The 14,418-nt window shown below is 61.6% G+C and carries 16 protein-coding genes and 1 pseudogene; 4 read left to right on the plus strand and 13 right to left on the minus strand.

Translation table 11 applies throughout. The features are described from left to right. Window positions 1-316 precede the first annotated feature (316 nt). Both ABIC09_RS03615 and ABIC09_RS03620 read left to right on the plus strand, forming a co-directional pair. Window positions 317-814, plus strand: coding sequence for a YkgB family protein (locus ABIC09_RS03615; protein ID WP_354108414.1), 498 nt, complete (start codon window positions 317-319; stop codon window positions 812-814). Between the two features lie 105 nt (window positions 815-919). Continuing rightward, the gene (locus tag ABIC09_RS03620; protein ID WP_354032173.1) at window positions 920-1,375 is read left to right on the plus strand and encodes an arsenate-mycothiol transferase ArsC; all 456 of its coding nucleotides are present in this window, start codon (window positions 920-922) and stop codon (window positions 1,373-1,375) included. Window positions 1,376-1,479: 104 nt separating this feature from the next. Here the strand turns inward: ABIC09_RS03620 and ABIC09_RS03625 are convergent, their stop codons facing one another. The 7 genes and pseudogenes from ABIC09_RS03625 to ABIC09_RS03655 form a co-directional block, all read right to left on the minus strand. Then, window positions 1,480-1,656, minus strand: coding sequence for a hypothetical protein (locus ABIC09_RS03625; protein WP_187434946.1), 177 nt, complete (start codon window positions 1,654-1,656; stop codon window positions 1,480-1,482). 286 nt (window positions 1,657-1,942) lie between these two features. Beyond that, window positions 1,943-3,262, minus strand: a complete 1,320-nt coding sequence (locus ABIC09_RS03630) for a TAXI family TRAP transporter solute-binding subunit (RefSeq protein WP_148752103.1) — start codon at window positions 3,260-3,262, stop codon at window positions 1,943-1,945. A gap of 217 nt (window positions 3,263-3,479) precedes the next feature. Then, window positions 3,480-3,752 (minus strand): annotated as a pseudogene (locus tag ABIC09_RS03635) (SUMF1/EgtB/PvdO family nonheme iron enzyme); the annotation flags it as partial. A 378-nt stretch (window positions 3,753-4,130) separates the two neighbouring features. Continuing rightward, window positions 4,131-4,478, minus strand: a complete 348-nt coding sequence (locus tag ABIC09_RS03640) for a hypothetical protein (protein WP_148752104.1) — start codon at window positions 4,476-4,478, stop codon at window positions 4,131-4,133. 238 nt (window positions 4,479-4,716) lie between these two features. Then, window positions 4,717-5,733, minus strand: a complete 1,017-nt coding sequence (locus ABIC09_RS03645) for a zinc-dependent alcohol dehydrogenase family protein (RefSeq protein WP_354108415.1) — start codon at window positions 5,731-5,733, stop codon at window positions 4,717-4,719. Further along, window positions 5,730-6,149, minus strand: a complete 420-nt coding sequence (locus tag ABIC09_RS03650) for a (R)-mandelonitrile lyase (RefSeq protein WP_354108416.1) — start codon at window positions 6,147-6,149, stop codon at window positions 5,730-5,732. The genes ABIC09_RS03645 and ABIC09_RS03650 overlap by 4 nt, the downstream gene beginning before the upstream one ends. A 50-nt stretch (window positions 6,150-6,199) precedes the next feature. Then, entirely contained in the window at window positions 6,200-7,414 is a 1,215-nt protein-coding gene (locus tag ABIC09_RS03655; RefSeq protein ID WP_354108417.1) for an MFS transporter, read from the minus strand. A gap of 131 nt (window positions 7,415-7,545) precedes the next feature. Between ABIC09_RS03655 and ABIC09_RS03660 the strand changes: the two genes are divergently transcribed. Then, on the plus strand, window positions 7,546-8,454 hold the full coding sequence (locus tag ABIC09_RS03660) for a LysR family transcriptional regulator (protein ID WP_354031831.1): 909 nt from the start codon (window positions 7,546-7,548) through the stop codon (window positions 8,452-8,454). A gap of 165 nt (window positions 8,455-8,619) precedes the next feature. Here ABIC09_RS03660 and ABIC09_RS03665 read toward each other — a convergent pair whose 3' ends face one another. From ABIC09_RS03665 to ABIC09_RS03675, 3 genes are all read right to left on the minus strand, one after another. Further along, the gene (locus tag ABIC09_RS03665; protein WP_354108418.1) at window positions 8,620-9,138 is read right to left on the minus strand and encodes a P-loop nucleotide/nucleoside kinase family protein; all 519 of its coding nucleotides are present in this window, start codon (window positions 9,136-9,138) and stop codon (window positions 8,620-8,622) included. 125 nt (window positions 9,139-9,263) lie between these two features. After that, on the minus strand, window positions 9,264-9,755 hold the full coding sequence (locus tag ABIC09_RS03670; RefSeq protein ID WP_354108419.1) for a septal ring lytic transglycosylase RlpA family protein: 492 nt from the start codon (window positions 9,753-9,755) through the stop codon (window positions 9,264-9,266). A 408-nt stretch (window positions 9,756-10,163) separates the two neighbouring features. After that, the gene (locus tag ABIC09_RS03675; protein ID WP_354084423.1) at window positions 10,164-10,604 is read right to left on the minus strand and encodes a GNAT family N-acetyltransferase; all 441 of its coding nucleotides are present in this window, start codon (window positions 10,602-10,604) and stop codon (window positions 10,164-10,166) included. A gap of 270 nt (window positions 10,605-10,874) precedes the next feature. Between ABIC09_RS03675 and ABIC09_RS03680 the strand changes: the two genes are divergently transcribed. Beyond that, complete coding sequence (locus ABIC09_RS03680) at window positions 10,875-11,639, plus strand: outer membrane protein (RefSeq protein WP_354108420.1); 765 nt, start codon at window positions 10,875-10,877, stop codon at window positions 11,637-11,639. Window positions 11,640-11,836: 197 nt separating this feature from the next. Here the strand turns inward: ABIC09_RS03680 and ABIC09_RS03685 are convergent, their stop codons facing one another. From ABIC09_RS03685 to ABIC09_RS03695, 3 genes are all read right to left on the minus strand, one after another. Continuing rightward, the gene (locus tag ABIC09_RS03685; RefSeq protein WP_502917637.1) at window positions 11,837-12,016 is read right to left on the minus strand and encodes a hypothetical protein; all 180 of its coding nucleotides are present in this window, start codon (window positions 12,014-12,016) and stop codon (window positions 11,837-11,839) included. Window positions 12,017-12,044: 28 nt separating this feature from the next. After that, the gene (locus ABIC09_RS03690; protein WP_354108421.1) at window positions 12,045-12,620 is read right to left on the minus strand and encodes an HdeD family acid-resistance protein; all 576 of its coding nucleotides are present in this window, start codon (window positions 12,618-12,620) and stop codon (window positions 12,045-12,047) included. A gap of 129 nt (window positions 12,621-12,749) precedes the next feature. Next, on the minus strand, window positions 12,750-14,273 hold the full coding sequence (locus ABIC09_RS03695; RefSeq protein ID WP_354108422.1) for an FAD-dependent oxidoreductase: 1,524 nt from the start codon (window positions 14,271-14,273) through the stop codon (window positions 12,750-12,752). Window positions 14,274-14,418: the final 145 nt, after the last annotated feature.

Genomic DNA, 14,418 nt, shown 5'->3' on the forward strand with positions numbered 1-14,418 from the left:
CCATGCACAGTAGGCGCGGTGAGCCTTATCAATGGCTTGACCGCTGGCGTCACACGACTGCTGATTTTACGAAATTTCCTTGACGCGTCGGGCAAAACACCGGCATGATGTCATCATGGCGATGCTCCCGAACCGAACCCCAGGGGCGGGGCCAGAGACGATCGCGACACACGTACAGCGGACGTGTCCAACGACTATTTTCGTGATCCGAGCCCGGCCGCGCCGCACACAATCGTGAACGGAAACACGCCCTCCGCACGTAACGAGCCGGCAATGCGGCCGTACCGCCAATAATGCATCATCGAGGGCCGGTGAAATGAACGAGCTAGCGAGAGCAACCTTCCACATTGCAGAGGACGGGGCCGGGTCCTATCGACCGCTGGCGATCCTGCGCTGGGTCATGGTCGTGATCTTCGTGTCGTTCGGCATGCAGAAGTTCACGCTGCAGTCAGCCCAGGGCATCGCGCAATTCATCAGCAACAGCCCGTTTGTCTCGTGGCTGTCGATCTTCGGATTGAGGGGCGAAGCCTATGTCCTCGGTGTCACCGAATTCGTGATTGCGGCCCTGTTGGTTGCCGGTGCATTCAGCCCGATCCTCTCGGCGCTGGGATCATTGATGGGAGTGGTCACTTTCGCCGTCACCTGGTCGTTCTTTTTCACCACGCCTGGCGTCGTGACATGGAGCATCTCAACCGACCCGATGGCCTGGAATCTGGCAGGCGAGTTCCTGTTCAAGGACATTGTGCTGTTTTGCGTCTGCGTCGTGCTGCTGCTGGCGTCACTGCCACAGGTCATTACGCGGCTGCGCTGTTGAGAAGCCACGTGTCTTTCGGCACGAACACGTGTTAGCTTCTTCGAATTGCGGGACCACATGACATCCCCATGGCATGTGGCAGATCGTTGATGGACATACGACTTGATGAACAAGACCAATCGCGTGCTGTTTCTCTGCACGGGCAACTACTATCGAAGCCGCTATGCCGAGGAGATTTTCAACCATCAGGCCGGGCTCGAAGGGCTGGGTTGGCAGGCCTTCTCGCGCGGCGTCGCCGAAGATCTTCTCTTTCCTGAAAACGTGGGGCCGATGTCGCCCTACACGGTGAATGCCTTGCAAGCCAAAGGCATTGTGCCTGAAGGCGCTGCGCGCGATCCGGTGCTCTGCACGGACGACGACTTTGCGCAAGCAGCCCTTGTGGTCGCACTGAAGGATGCCGAGCATCGCCCCATGATCGAGCGCCGCTTTGCCGGTGTCGCCCATCGCGTCGAATACTGGAACGTGGACGATATCGAGTTCCTCGATCCGCCAACGGCGCTGGGCAAAATCGATGAGCTGGTTGGGCGGCTGATCGGGAGCCTGCAGAGCCGCCAGCGATAGTGCGAATATCCGCGTTCATGCGCGCTTCAAAATGAAGAGCCCCGATGCATCATCTTCGGATAGAGGTCGCCGAAGCCAGTGACGGAATCGCCGATGCTGTCGGTTCACACCAAGCCGAAGGGCGGCAGCGAAACGGATAGTGTCCCGTTGACGGTGGCGCCGTTGCGCCCGACGATCGCTGCCATCTGTACCGCCAACTGACCACCTAAAACCGGAGTTGCGAACGTGTAGCTCGGGACGAGCAATGCGAGGTCAGCATCGGCTTTCAGGGTCGCATTCAAATTGACGTTCAGGTTCGGATTCAGGCTGCCGATCTGAAGTCCGCGGGAACGCGCGACATCGGCACCAGCACTGACCGATGTATGATAATAAACCGTCGCGAACGCCCATCCCGGCTGCCCCGGCGCGGTCGCGAGACTGCCAAATATGCCCGGAAGCTAAAAACTGGTGCCGCTTTCATCGGCCCTCGAAACCGTCGCGGTGGTCGAAAGAAAGCCGGCGCATAAAAGGGCGATGGCTGCGGGAGTTCGCAGCGGCAACTAATTCATAACGACTCCTCTGTGTCGCTCAGGCTACACAGGCCACTGCAGGTTTCTTCGCAAGCATCGCTCGTCGATCGTGGACCAAGCTCTCGAGCCTATGGGCGGCGACATTCAGCGTCGCGTCGTCCACCGCACTCTCGTCTCCGCGCGCTGCTTTGGCGCGTTGCGCGCTGAGGATACCGTCGATCTCTTCCTCGATGTCGGAGAGTTCGGCTTCGGTGCCGGCCTTTCGGATACGGCGCCCCAGCGCATAAAGGGAATCCAGCGGACCCTCGCTTTTCGGGCTCCCAAGTCCCAGGAATTTCCAGGCCGCGGCGAGGACGGTCGCAGCGCCTCCCAGGATCATCGGCGTGAGGTAAATCCAGTTGCCGTACTCATCCATGAAACTCTGTTGGGTGGCGTTGTAGACGGCCGCCGCCCCGGGGTGCAGCGGAAGGTAGGCATCCTGGTCGGTGCTGGGCGCTGTGATCTGCGCGAAAATCGGATCCTCGGCCAAAAGGTCCCTGCGGACGCTCATGATCGTCTGGGTGAGCGTGGCGACCAGATCGGAACCAAGCTTCTTGTTCGCAACCAGATAGAGTGAAGTCCTCAAGGTTGTCAGGTCATCGTCCGGGACTGGCGGCGCTCCTCGCAGGGTGCCCTTTGGGACGTCGAAGCTCTCATAGGCACGCTCGGTTTCCGCGATTGCCGCGGCGGAATCGATCGCGATCAGGATCGGCAACGCTTTTGGCCCTTGCTGGGAGAAGCCTCGCACCAGTGACAAATATTTCTGGGCCAAAGGGATCACGACGAGCACTGCCGCAACCTCCTTGGACTGGATGGCTCGCCGGGCATCCGTCAAAGGGATATCCTTGAACACCTTCTGTCGATCCAGTCCGTATTCCTTGCTCAGCACATCGGCGATTTTGGCATTGGTGTCTCCGCCGATCACCCCGATGCGCCGGCCTTTCAATTTGTCGATGCTGTCGATGGTCGATCCCGGCGGAGCAACGATGAGGACGACCATGTGGCTCACGACCACCACGGCTTTCGCTTGTGACAGGTCACCGACATCGCCGCGAACCACGGCAAGGTCCACCTTGCCGGCCGAAAACGCATTGGCCGCCTCGAGCGCCGTGCCGCTGTCGACAACCTTCAGCCGGACCGGCGCGTTGGTCGCGACGAGTCGGCTTGCCATGGCGGACATCATCTTGGCCGCTTCGCCATCAATGGAGCCGACCGCCACGCTCAGGGTCACCGGGCGCGTGTAGTATCGATAAGCGAACAGGCTCGCGCCTGCCGCAAGACCAACTGCTCCGACCAGCAGGACAAAACGAAGCCAGAGCGGCAAATTCGGCGAAGTCATGCCTGTCATCCCAAACACGTCGATCGATTGCCGCCGCTACGCGGCTGACTTTCGTTGTGTCCTTTTTCACGGCCAGACGGTTTTCAGGCCATTGGGCGTCTCATTTTCCTTCAAACGCGAATACGCGCTTCCAGTCATTCTTCATGTCGACAATGGTCCAGCCCTCCGCCTGAGCGACATCGAGCGCCTTGTCGAGCTTGCCCACGGAAGAGTTGCGGTCGCGAAGATCGACGGGATGATCGGGTGGATTGAAAACGAGCGAACCCGCTTTCAGCATGTGGGGCAATGCACCCGGATAATCGTTCGGATCGGGAGCGATCTCGGCAAAGGTGACGTATCCCGTCACTTCAATGAATGCACGAAACTGCTGGTTCGTCACTGGCGTTCGATCGATCCGGAAGCTGTCGACCGCGACGCGATGGGCCGGCTTCTCCTCGGGATAATGCTTGTCCGATCCCATCCGGAACATGCCGCCGGGAACGAGCAGCATGTCGGCGTGTCGCTCAGCAACTGCCCACGTGCCTGCTTCGGAGAGACTCATGATACGCACAATCCTGCCAAGGCACACAAAACTACGCTCGTCCTGACGGCGCGCCAGGAAGCGGCCGTCGATCAATCACATGGCCGGCGCCTCAATGCGCGCCAGACGTCAATTGAACATCGAAGAATGCTAGAGCGATTTGAATCATCGTCCGATAGACATCAATGGTCCGGACGATTGTCTGCTACCGCACATTGCGCCTAACACGCTGTGGAAGCAAGCATGTTTGTCCTCGCACTCACGCGTGCGGCGGTCAGTGGAAATTCCGCGTGTTGATTTAAATCAAACCGGACGGCCGAAGTTCGGAGCAGTCGCGATGCAGTACGATCAGTTCTTGGGAAGCTTTCGCGCAAATTGTTGATCCTGAAGACAGGTCAACAATTCGACGTAACTGGGCGGCATCGCATTGTCGTCTGCCTTCTCGCCAACGGCCACCGACATACACATAGCGCGGTCAGACGCCAAAAAACCCGGCCATTGGGTCTGAAGCTGATCCTTCGCCCGCTGCTCGTCGTCCACACACCGCTTGATTGTTGCGGCCATACCGGCATTGGGATCGGAAGCCGACGCGCTGTCGACTTTGCAGCCCCGTTGAATGTTGAAGTTCGGCACGGTGTCGGCGACGTTGAAAATCAGCGGCAACGTAAGCAATACTGTCGGGATGTGCGCGAACATTTTGGTCCTCCTCGCAAGAGTTAAGAGTCAGAGACCTCAATTTCACGTCGTCGTACGAGCTGGCAGCGTGATCGACAGGACCCTACGCTTATGCGATCGCGAAACAATCGGATTCGTAAAATCAGTCCGGAGGAATTCCTCGATCCGCCAACGGCGCTGGGCGAAATCGATGAGCTGGTTGGGCGGCTGATCGGGAGCCTGCAGAGTCGCTCCCGATAGACAGCGCCCTGCCCCGCCGTCACACCGTCAGCATCGTCTTGATCGCGCGGCGCTGGTCCATCGCCTTGTAGCCTTCGGCAACCTGGTCGATCGGCAGCGTGAGATCGAACACCTTGCCCGGCTGAATCCGTCCATTGAGCACCCGATCCATGAGATCGGGCAGGAACCGCCGCACCGGAGCGGGACCGCCCAGCATGCGCCGCTGCCCGAAGAACAACGCCTGGCCATCGAAGGTCACGCCATGGGGAACGCCGACATAGCCGATCGTGCCGCCCGGACGCGTGCATTCGAGCGCTTGTGACATGGCTTCCTGCGTGCCGACGCATTCGAGCACCGAGTCGGCACCGACGCCCCGGGTCAGCTCCTTGACGCGCGCGATGCCCTCGAGGCCGCGCTCGACGACGATATCGGTGGCGCCGAACTCCCGGGCCAGATCCTGCCGCGTCTTGTGGCGGCTCATGGCGATGATGCGCTCCGCGCCCATCTCTTTCGCTGCAAGCACACCCATGAGGCCGACCGCACCGTCGCCGACCACCGCGACCACGGAGCCTTGCTTCACATTCGCGGCGTCCGCGGCGTACCAGCCGGTCCCGAGCACGTCGGAGGTCGCAAGCAGATGCGGGATGAGATCGCGTCCCGGCATCTCGCTGGTCGCGACCAGCGTGCCATCAGCGAGCGCGACGCGCGCGTAAGGCGCCTGCGCGCCCGACATGAACTCACGCTGCTCGCACGACGACTGGAAACCGAATTTGCAATGCGGGCAGGTATTGTCCGAAAGGCAGAACGAGCCGACGACGAACTGGCCGGGCTTGATCGTCCGCACCGCGCCGCCGATCTCGACGACCACGCCGCAATATTCATGCCCCATATGCGCAGGGCCCTCACTGGGCTGTAGTCCACGATAGGGCCAGAGATCGGAACCGCAGATGCAGGTGGCCGACAGCTTGATGATGGCATCGGCCGGGCGAATGATCCTGGGGTCGTCGACGCTTTCGTAGCGGACATCGCCGGGTCCGTAGAGGACGGTTGCCTTCATGGTTGGTCTCCGTTGGCGGCGGCCGCGCCATACTGTTCGTCTGTTACCTTTTCCATCCACGCGACCGGGCTGCCGTCGAGCGCTTCCTGAATGGCGATATGGCTCATGGCCGTGTTCGCTGATGCGCCATGCCAGTGCTTCTCGCCGGGTTCGAACGAGACCACGTCGCCCGGACGGATGTCCTCGATCGGTCCGCCCCAACGCTGCACGCGGCCGAGGCCCGAGGTCACGATGAGCGTCTGGCCAAACGGATGCGTGTGCCACGCGGTGCGCGCGCCGGGCTCAAAGGTGACGTGATTGCCGGCGACGCGAGATGGATCGATGGCCGGAAACAAGGGATCGATACGGACCGTGCCGGTGAAATACTCTGCCGGAGCCCGGGTCGACGCTTGCGAGCCTGCTTGCCGAATTTGCATGTCAGGCCTCCGTTACTGCCGGTGTTTCAAACATTACGCGCGAAACCGCGTCACAAGGCACAAGCCGCGCATTGCGAGTTGGTTCTTGCCCTGCGACGAAAGATTCCAAACAAGATGACCGAGGACGAGAGCGCGAGTATGACGGCGCTGAACAGAAAGGTGGCCCGATAACCGCCACCGTCGAACAGCACGCCACCGCCGGCGGCTCCGATCGTGATGGCAAACTGAACCACCGCGACCATCAAGCCTCCGCCTGCTTCCGCGTCGTCAGGCAATGCCCTGCTCAGCCACGTCCACCAGCCGACGGGCGCCGCCGTACCGACGAAGCCCCACAGGAACATCAGTGCAGCCGTTGCGCCGAGTGAGGAACCATAACGCGTCAATGCGACCGCCACGACGGCCATTGCGAACGGCATCAAGACGAGAGACGAATAGAGGCGCTGGCGGATGACGAACCCAATCAGTGACGTGCCGACAAGACCGGCCACGCCCATGATGAGCAGCAGAACCGAAATGGTCGTGGCTTCGACGCGCGTCACCATTTCGAAGAACGGCCGCAGATAGGTGAAGAGTGAGAACTGCCCGAGGAAGAACAGCGCCGCTGCAAGCATGCCGTAGGGAACTTCAGGGCGGCGCAGAACCCTGAACGCCGCCGCCGCGCTTGCCCGCCCCTGACTCGGCATGCGCGGCAACGTGAAGAATTGCCAAAGCAGGGTCAGCGCTGCAATCGGCACGACGCAAAAGAACGCGCCGCGCCAACCGATGTACTGGCCGAGGAAGCTGCCGAGGGGCGCGGCAATCGTCGTCGCGAGGGCATTACCGCCATTAAGAAGCGCAAGTGCACGCGGCACATCCTTGTCCGGCACCAGGCGGATCATCGTCGCGGCGGACATCGACCAGAAGCCACCGACGGCCATGCCGACCAGCGCGCGTCCGACCATGAAGACCGCATAACTGGGCGCGAAAGCAACGAGGACGCCGGAGACGAGGGTGATGCCGGTCAGCCACAGCAAGACGGACCGACGATCGACACCGCGCGTCGCGGCCGAGATGAAGAGACTGGTGAGGATCGCGAACAGGCCGGATACGGAAATGGCTTGCCCCGCCTGGCCTTCGGTCAAATGCAGACTGTCCGCGATCGGCGTCAGCAGACTGACGGGCATCCATTCGGCTGCGACCAGCGTCGAGGCGCAGAGCGACAGTGCAAAAACTGCACTCCACGCGGCCACTGGCTGCATCGTCTTCTGATTTGTCGTGACGTCCATCGGGGATCCATATGTCGCGAAGCGCCCACACCGGCGCTGGTCACGGCAACACATAGCGCCGCCGACGGCATTCGATTAGCCGATATAATTTGCTTGCATTAATCGATGTGAGCCATGAATAGTGGCGGCCCATGGCGGCTCAGGATTTCAACGATCTGCTGGCTTTCGTGGCTGTCGCCCGCGAGCGCAGCTTCACGAAGGCCGCCGCGAAACTGGGCGTCGTGCAGTCGACGCTGAGCCACACGATCAAGCGCCTGGAATCGCAGATGGGCCTGCGGCTGTTGACGCGCACGACCCGAAGCGTCGGCCTGACCGAGGCCGGCGAGCGGCTCCAGCAATCGGTTGCGCCGCGCATCGAGGAGATCGAACGCGATATCGCCGCACTGATGTCCCTGCGCGACAAGCCGTCGGGCACTATCCGGATTACGCTCTCGGACCATGCCCTGGAAAAAGCCGTCTGGCCGAAGCTGGTGCCAGTCCTGACGAAATATCCCGACATCAAAGTCGAGTTCAGCCTCGACACGGCCTTCCGCAACATCGTCGAGGACGGCTTCGATGCCGGCATCCGCCTCGGCGAGAGCGTCGAGAAGGACATGATCGCGGTGCGCATCGGTCCGGACTGGCGGCTCGTCGCGGTCGCCTCGCCCGCCTATCTGAAGGAGCATCCGAAGCCGAAGCATCCGCAGGACCTCCTGAAGCATGTCTGCATCAAGCGGCGCGCGGCGGCCGGCGGTCATTATGTATGGGAGTTCGCCAAGAACGGTCCCGACCTCCGGGTACGGGTCGAGGGGCAACTGACCTTCAACGACTCCCGCGCCATGATCGAAGCCGCCGTCAAAGGCTTCGGCATCGCCTATCTTCCCGAAGATATGGTGACGCGGCACGTCCGGTCCGGCGAGCTCGTCATCGTGCTCGACGACTGGTCGCCGAAATTCGACGGCTATTACATCTATTATCCGACCTCACGGCAGAACTCGGCTGCATTCAAGGTGATCGTCGACGCGCTCCGCTACAACGAAGCGCGAAGAAAGCGCGGCTAGTCGCGCTGATGTGCGTCCAAACGAAAAGCCCCGGCACGAGGGCCGAGGCTTGCGATGCAGTCCGCGTACATCCGGCGAACCAATCGTCACGTGGGAGACTAGCAACGGATTTTGAACAGATGATGACGGGGTTGGCGCGGACAAAATGTCGCGCGCGGAACCAGATCACCCGATTCCATCGCGAACATAGGTCTCCGCCCGCTCGAGCAGATGATCGATCGAATCATTTGCGGTATCGAGCACCAGATGGTCGCGATCCCACGGTTCATAATGCCGGCCGACGATGTCCTGCCAGCTCGGCTGTTTGAGGCCGGCGATGTCGGACGTGCGCGCTTCGGCGCGCTGCCGGTGCAGAGCCACATCGCTGCAGATCACTTCGATCTCGGCGATGCGCGCTGATGCTTGCATGGCCGTTTGCCGCCAACCATCACGGCTCGCCGGCACCGGATTGACGCAATCCGCGACAACCACGCGGCCGAGCCGCAGGTTCTCGGCCGCCAGTGCATTGGCGATGACGTAGCCCATCGGGCCGACATCATGGCCCGCCGCGCGCAGCGTCTGCTCGATCGCATCGACGCGGATGTAGCTCGCTGCAAACCGTCTCGTCAGCTCGCGTGAGAGCGTGGTCTTCCCGGTGCCGGGAAGGCCGCCGAAAACGATGAGGGTGGGTTGCCGGCTTGCCATGCCTCATCATCCATCGGCATGCTGCGGCCTGCAATGGGCGACGCAGAGCAACGGTCTCAAAGAAAGCAAAGCCCACGGCGGCATGATTCCAACCCGTTGTGCTGCGTCTCCTTCGGCTACAACGTTCAGCCGACCGGCCCAGGAGTCCAATCGTCGCCGGACAGCGGCCTGACTGTGACGTGAGGAAGGACTCCAAGCTCCATGCTCGGGTCGAAATGGCGCATCGTCCGCTCGTTGAGATCGATGATGCGGCCGGGCCTGAGCGGCCCCACGTCATTGATCTTGACGATGACCTTCTTGCCGACGGCCTCGACGAGTGCAAATTTCGGTCTTGCGCCGAACTGAACCCCGCCAAATTTCTGACGCAAGCCCGTCTTGATGGCGGCTGTCCAGACTGAGGGATCATAACGCTCGCCGGAGGCCGTTCTCGGGCCACCCTCCTCCTTGCCAGGCTTGAACGGATTATATGTCGATGCTGCGCCAACGATCACATTTCCACGGGCGGCATCGACGACGGTGCTTGAATGAACCCCACTTGTTTCACTGCGGGCAACGGTCACAGAAACGGCAAGCGCAACCAGGGCGCCGCAAATTGCGGCGCTCGAGCGGAACACCATTATATCTCCTTTGATTTTTCGTGCGGTTCCCGATGCCGCGGAACATGGCCAAGCGAACGCGTCAGCGTTTTTCGACTTGCGCCAGTCTCTTGCGGATTCGTGCCACCCCTGGCTTGCGGAACCGTTGCGAGAACCTGAGCGGTTCCGCATCGACTTTCGTTATCGCTGTCTAAGACAGGGAATGAGTCAGCAACATGACACCTGGAGCGATGAGTCTTGATCCCCGGAGTCTTACGTGCTCAGCGGTGAGGGCTCATCGCGCAACGCCCGTGAGAACGGCAATGGCGCGGAACTTCGGGACATCTGCATATCACCCCGCCGCGCTTTGATCAGCTCCTTGCCGATTGCGGCGAGGTGGTCCGGACCGTCGCCGATGCGGATGAAGCGGCTGCGGACTCGTACGGAATTCTACAAGCTGCGCGTTAGAACCCGCTCTCCGTTTGCGAGCATCGCATCAGTCTCAACGAATCCGATCGAACGATAGAAGTCTAGCGGACCGCCATCGCCGAGCACGACGCTCGTCTGCATTCGTCGGTAGCTGGCATCGCGGAGAAGATTGATCAGCTGCGTAATCGCCTGTTTTGCGTAGCCCATCTTTTGGTGGTTATGGTCGATCATCAACCGCCAAAGATAGGCAACTTCCGTCTCATCGGCTGGCTTCCACATCACGAAGCCAACCGGCACTTCGTCTGCGTAGACTGCCCTGAAGATGGCTCGCGGCTCGAAATATGCTTGCGCTATTGAGAGTGCGTTGGGGGCGACAAAGCGCTTCTGCTCCTCGCTCGTTTCCAAGGCGCAAATCACCCGCACGGTTGCAGCGGTTATCTCGCGGAGGGTTATCATGGACATCACGATGCGGATTTCCGGTTTGTTGCGATTAGCCGACAGGACAACGCACCATGGGCCGTTAGGCTTGGGGCCAAGCGCAGCCCATATGTCGTCGGCTCGACAGATGTCCGAAAAGTCCGCTGAGTGACGCCCCGGGCCGTGTAACAACGCAGCAACAGAGTTTCAAATACGTCTCCTGATGGGAAGATGAAAAGACGCGCGCTCGGTGGGCGCTGGTATATCCAATAGCTGGATTTTTACTTCGAGCCGTTTTTGATGAATGGAGGCTGCATGTCTATTCGGAATTTCAGCGGTATTGCGCTGGTTGCACTCGCGGTATCCGCCACGGCGGCCCAGAGCGCCGATCTTGGCACGCGGGCTTACACCAAGGCACCGATGGCGCCGGCTCCAATTTCCGTTTGGAGTGGCTGCTACATCGGCGGAAATGTCGGCGGAGGCTGGGACCGCCAAGACTATACCAACGTCAATCCCCATCGGCTGCCAAACTTCGACTTAGGGTCAGAGCGCAATTCCGGCGTGCTCGGCGGCGGTCAGGTGGGTTGCGATTACCAGGTTGGATCATGGGTGATCGGCGCCCAAGGCATGTTTGAAGCTGCTGACCTTCGCGGCAGCAACCATGTGGTGCCTGGAGCCGCCGATCCCCAATTCCCGAACGTTTTCGACCTCAGCGCAAAGACGTCCTGGATTACGACTGCGACCTTGCGCGTCGGCTATGCCGTGCTCCCGCAGGCCCTCATCTATGTCAAGGGCGGCGCTGCTTGGACCCATGCAAAACTTGACTACACGATCACCGGAATGGGTGTCTCAAATAACTCGGGTGCGGAGACACGGTCAGGTTGGGACATCGGAGGCGGTCTCGAATATCTCTTTGCGCCGAACTGGTCGGTATTCGTGGAATACAATCACATGGATTTCGGTACGCAGACGCTGAACACGCAAGATGCGTTTGGTTTCATCGAGCCTATTCGCGTTAGCCGCCGGATCGATACCGTCATGGCGGGCGTGAATTTTAGGTTCGGGCCGTGGGGTAGGTAAGCAGCACGGCGCGAAGAGCGCGCGCCTTTGCCCACCCTACGATTCCGAGCGAGAGGAGAGAGTCCTTCACCCACGCCGCCCCTCACCTCCCGCGAAGTATCGTAGGGTGGGCAAAGCGAAGCGTGCCCACCATGCCAGCACGGCGCGCGGATAGAATGGTGGGCACGGCGCGCGAAGAGCGCGCGCCTTTGCCCACCCTACGATTCCACCCCTGATGTCCCGCGCAGCAGCTCGCTCGCCACGATCCAGTCGTTGCGGTCGAACTGGAGCATATAGCCGTCCTTGATCGGGCGGAAATCCTGCGGCGTGGTGTTGAGCGTGATGCCGCGCAAGAGCAGCGACAGCGCCGCGCTCTTCAGGCTGGAGGCCTGCGCCATGGTGTTCTCGCGTCGAGTTGCTGACGAGCTAGTGACGCCGCCGCAGGCTGAGGCCCAGACTGATCCAGCCGGCACCGGCCATGATCAGATCGATGCCGAGGAACAGGCCGAGGATATAGACGCTGTTGACCGGCCAGCGTGCCAGGATCAACAGCCCGAGCAGCAGCGTGATGATGGCCGACAGCGCCACCCAGACCCACGGGCTTTCGCGCTTCATGCTGAAGGCGAGAAACAGCCGCACCGCGCCCGAGGCCAATAGCGAGGCGCCGAGGAACAGGGTCAGCAGCGCTGCTGCAAACAACGGGTTCTCGAAAGTCAGGAAGCCCGCGATGATATAGAGCGCGCCGAGCAAGGCCCAGAGCACGAACTTGCCCCAGCTCTTCATCTGGAAGGCGCCGATCACCTCGGTGAACCCTGCGACGACCATCATGGCGCCGACCACGATCACGCTTGCGACCGTCGCCATCACCATGCTGCCGAGCGCGACGAAGCCTGTGACGAGATAGACGACACCGAGGGCGACGATCCAGCCCCATTTGGCGTGCAGCGCGGCAATGCCCGAGCCCAGGCCGAGGTTGGGAGAGGTATCCGAAGCGCTTGTCATGACGGCCACTCCTGCATGTGAAGCCCCAGCGCACAGCGCAGGATAGCACCGATCGCGCCGGGACGACAGCCAGCCGAGCGGCCCCTGCGGGAGCCAACATTGAGGTAAATCAACCTCAAATGCGGCGCCTCACCCGCGCGCCCGCTCCATCTCGAGCTCGGCCTTGAGATTGTCGAGATCGCGGTTGATCGAGGCGACGGCCAGCACGCGGCCGGCCTTGATATATCGCAGCATGCAATCCCGTTTGGAGATGCTGCCGTCGATCTCAATGTGGTCGTAGCTGTCGGCGTGGCCCAGATAATTGATGACGACGTCAAAATGCTGGCTCCAGAAGAACGGCACGGCGTCGAAGCGCTCGCGCTTGCCCATCATGTTGCGCGCCGCGGTCTGGCCCTGCCGCTCCGCCACCACCCAGTGCTCGACGCGGATGGTTTGCCGCGAATGCGGATCGGGCCAGCGCGCGATATCGCCGGCGGCGAAGATTCCGGCGACGCTGGTCTCCAGATATTCGCTCACGCTGACGCCCCGATCGGCTGCGAGCCCTGCGTGCTCTGCCAGCGCAAGGCGCGGCTTGACGCCGATGCCGACCACGACGAGGTCGGCCTCGATCACGGCGCCGCTCTTCAGCGTGGCGCGGGTACCGTCGATTTTCTCCACGGTGTCCTTGAGGTGGAAGCTTCCGCCGTTCTCCTCGTGAATCTTGCGGATGAAGTCGCCCATCTCGGGACCGAGCACCTTCTGCATCGGCCGCTCCTCCGGCGCGACCACATGGACCTCGAGCTTGCGCGCACGAAGCGACGCCGCGACCTCGAGGCCGATGAAGCTCGCGCCGATCACGAGCACGCGCTTCGCGCTGCCCGCCGCCTTGATGACGGCACGGCTGTCGGCCACGGAGCGCAAGGTGTGGACATGCGGCTGATCGGCGCCCGGGATCTGGAGCTTGACCGGCTCCGCGCCGGTCGCGAGCAGCAGGCGGTCGAACGGCAGCTTGTCGCCATTGCCGAGCGTCACGCTGCGCGTCTTCGGATCGATCGCCGAGACGTTGGTGTTGAGCCGGAGATCGATGCTGGCATCCCCATAGTAGTCCTCGGGGCGCAACGGCAGATATTCTTCCGGCGCATTGCCGGCGAGATAGTCCTTGGACAGGTTCGGCCGGTCGGCCGGCATCGCGCCGTCACTGCTGAGCATCGTGATGCTGCCGGCAAAACCCTCGCGCCGGAGCATCTCGGCCGCCGCAAAACCGGCCCCGCCGCCGCCGACGATAACGAATTTTTCCGGAGTTGGCGCGGTGCGGTGGGACGCCGAAGGCTTCGGCATGTCGCGCTTGCGCTGGACCATGATCCTGTCCTGATCGCGCGTCACCTCCCACACTGTCAGCGTATTGAGTGCCGGCGCACGCGTCGCCTCGCCGGTGCGAAGTGAGAAGCAGGCGTGATGCCAGGGACAGCGGATAGTGTCGCCGACCACCAGCCCTTCGGCCAGCGGACCATGCCAATGGCCGCATTCGGGCTCGATTGCAAACACATCGCCGGCGGCGTGCACCAGCAGGACGTCCTCCTCGCCGACATGCCCGAGCAGCTTACCATCCTTGAACTCGCGCAACGACACGCCCCTGGTCAGGTCGGGTCCGCCCGGCTTCTTGTCCTCGGTCATGGTCATCTCCCTGGCACCTCAACGCGCAGCTCAGGATTGGACGACGGCGACAGCGAAAAGTTCCTGCGATCGCGAAAATCAGGCTTTGGCCGCTCAGGATTCAGAAGCGCCGGCGGCGGCGCTTTCCGCTTCGCTCCATGCGGGC

Source organism: Bradyrhizobium sp. S3.12.5, from assembly GCF_040548225.1.
GTDB lineage: Bacteria > Pseudomonadota > Alphaproteobacteria > Rhizobiales > Xanthobacteraceae > Bradyrhizobium > Bradyrhizobium cytisi.

Coding starts and splice junctions, on each gene's coding strand:
- ABIC09_RS03670 (WP_354108419.1), bottom strand. CDS start 9,755: ATGGTGTTCCGCTCGAGCGCCGCAATTTGCGGCGCCCTGGTTGCGCTT.
- ABIC09_RS03685 (WP_502917637.1), bottom strand. CDS start 12,016: ATGGCGCAGGCCTCCAGCCTGAAGAGCGCGGCGCTGTCGCTGCTCTTG.
- ABIC09_RS03640 (WP_148752104.1), bottom strand. CDS start 4,478: ATGTTCGCGCACATCCCGACAGTATTGCTTACGTTGCCGCTGATTTTC.
- ABIC09_RS03655 (WP_354108417.1), bottom strand. CDS start 7,414: ATGGACGTCACGACAAATCAGAAGACGATGCAGCCAGTGGCCGCGTGG.
- ABIC09_RS03630 (WP_148752103.1), bottom strand. CDS start 3,262: ATGACTTCGCCGAATTTGCCGCTCTGGCTTCGTTTTGTCCTGCTGGTC.
- ABIC09_RS03650 (WP_354108416.1), bottom strand. CDS start 6,149: ATGCAAATTCGGCAAGCAGGCTCGCAAGCGTCGACCCGGGCTCCGGCA.
- ABIC09_RS03665 (WP_354108418.1), bottom strand. CDS start 9,138: ATGGCAAGCCGGCAACCCACCCTCATCGTTTTCGGCGGCCTTCCCGGC.
- ABIC09_RS03620 (WP_354032173.1), top strand. CDS start 920: ATGAACAAGACCAATCGCGTGCTGTTTCTCTGCACGGGCAACTACTAT.
- ABIC09_RS03690 (WP_354108421.1), bottom strand. CDS start 12,620: ATGACAAGCGCTTCGGATACCTCTCCCAACCTCGGCCTGGGCTCGGGC.
- ABIC09_RS03695 (WP_354108422.1), bottom strand. CDS start 14,273: ATGACCGAGGACAAGAAGCCGGGCGGACCCGACCTGACCAGGGGCGTG.
- ABIC09_RS03680 (WP_354108420.1), top strand. CDS start 10,875: ATGTCTATTCGGAATTTCAGCGGTATTGCGCTGGTTGCACTCGCGGTA.
- ABIC09_RS03645 (WP_354108415.1), bottom strand. CDS start 5,733: ATGAAGGCAACCGTCCTCTACGGACCCGGCGATGTCCGCTACGAAAGC.
- ABIC09_RS03615 (WP_354108414.1), top strand. CDS start 317: ATGAACGAGCTAGCGAGAGCAACCTTCCACATTGCAGAGGACGGGGCC.
- ABIC09_RS03660 (WP_354031831.1), top strand. CDS start 7,546: ATGGCGGCTCAGGATTTCAACGATCTGCTGGCTTTCGTGGCTGTCGCC.
- ABIC09_RS03675 (WP_354084423.1), bottom strand. CDS start 10,604: ATGTCCATGATAACCCTCCGCGAGATAACCGCTGCAACCGTGCGGGTG.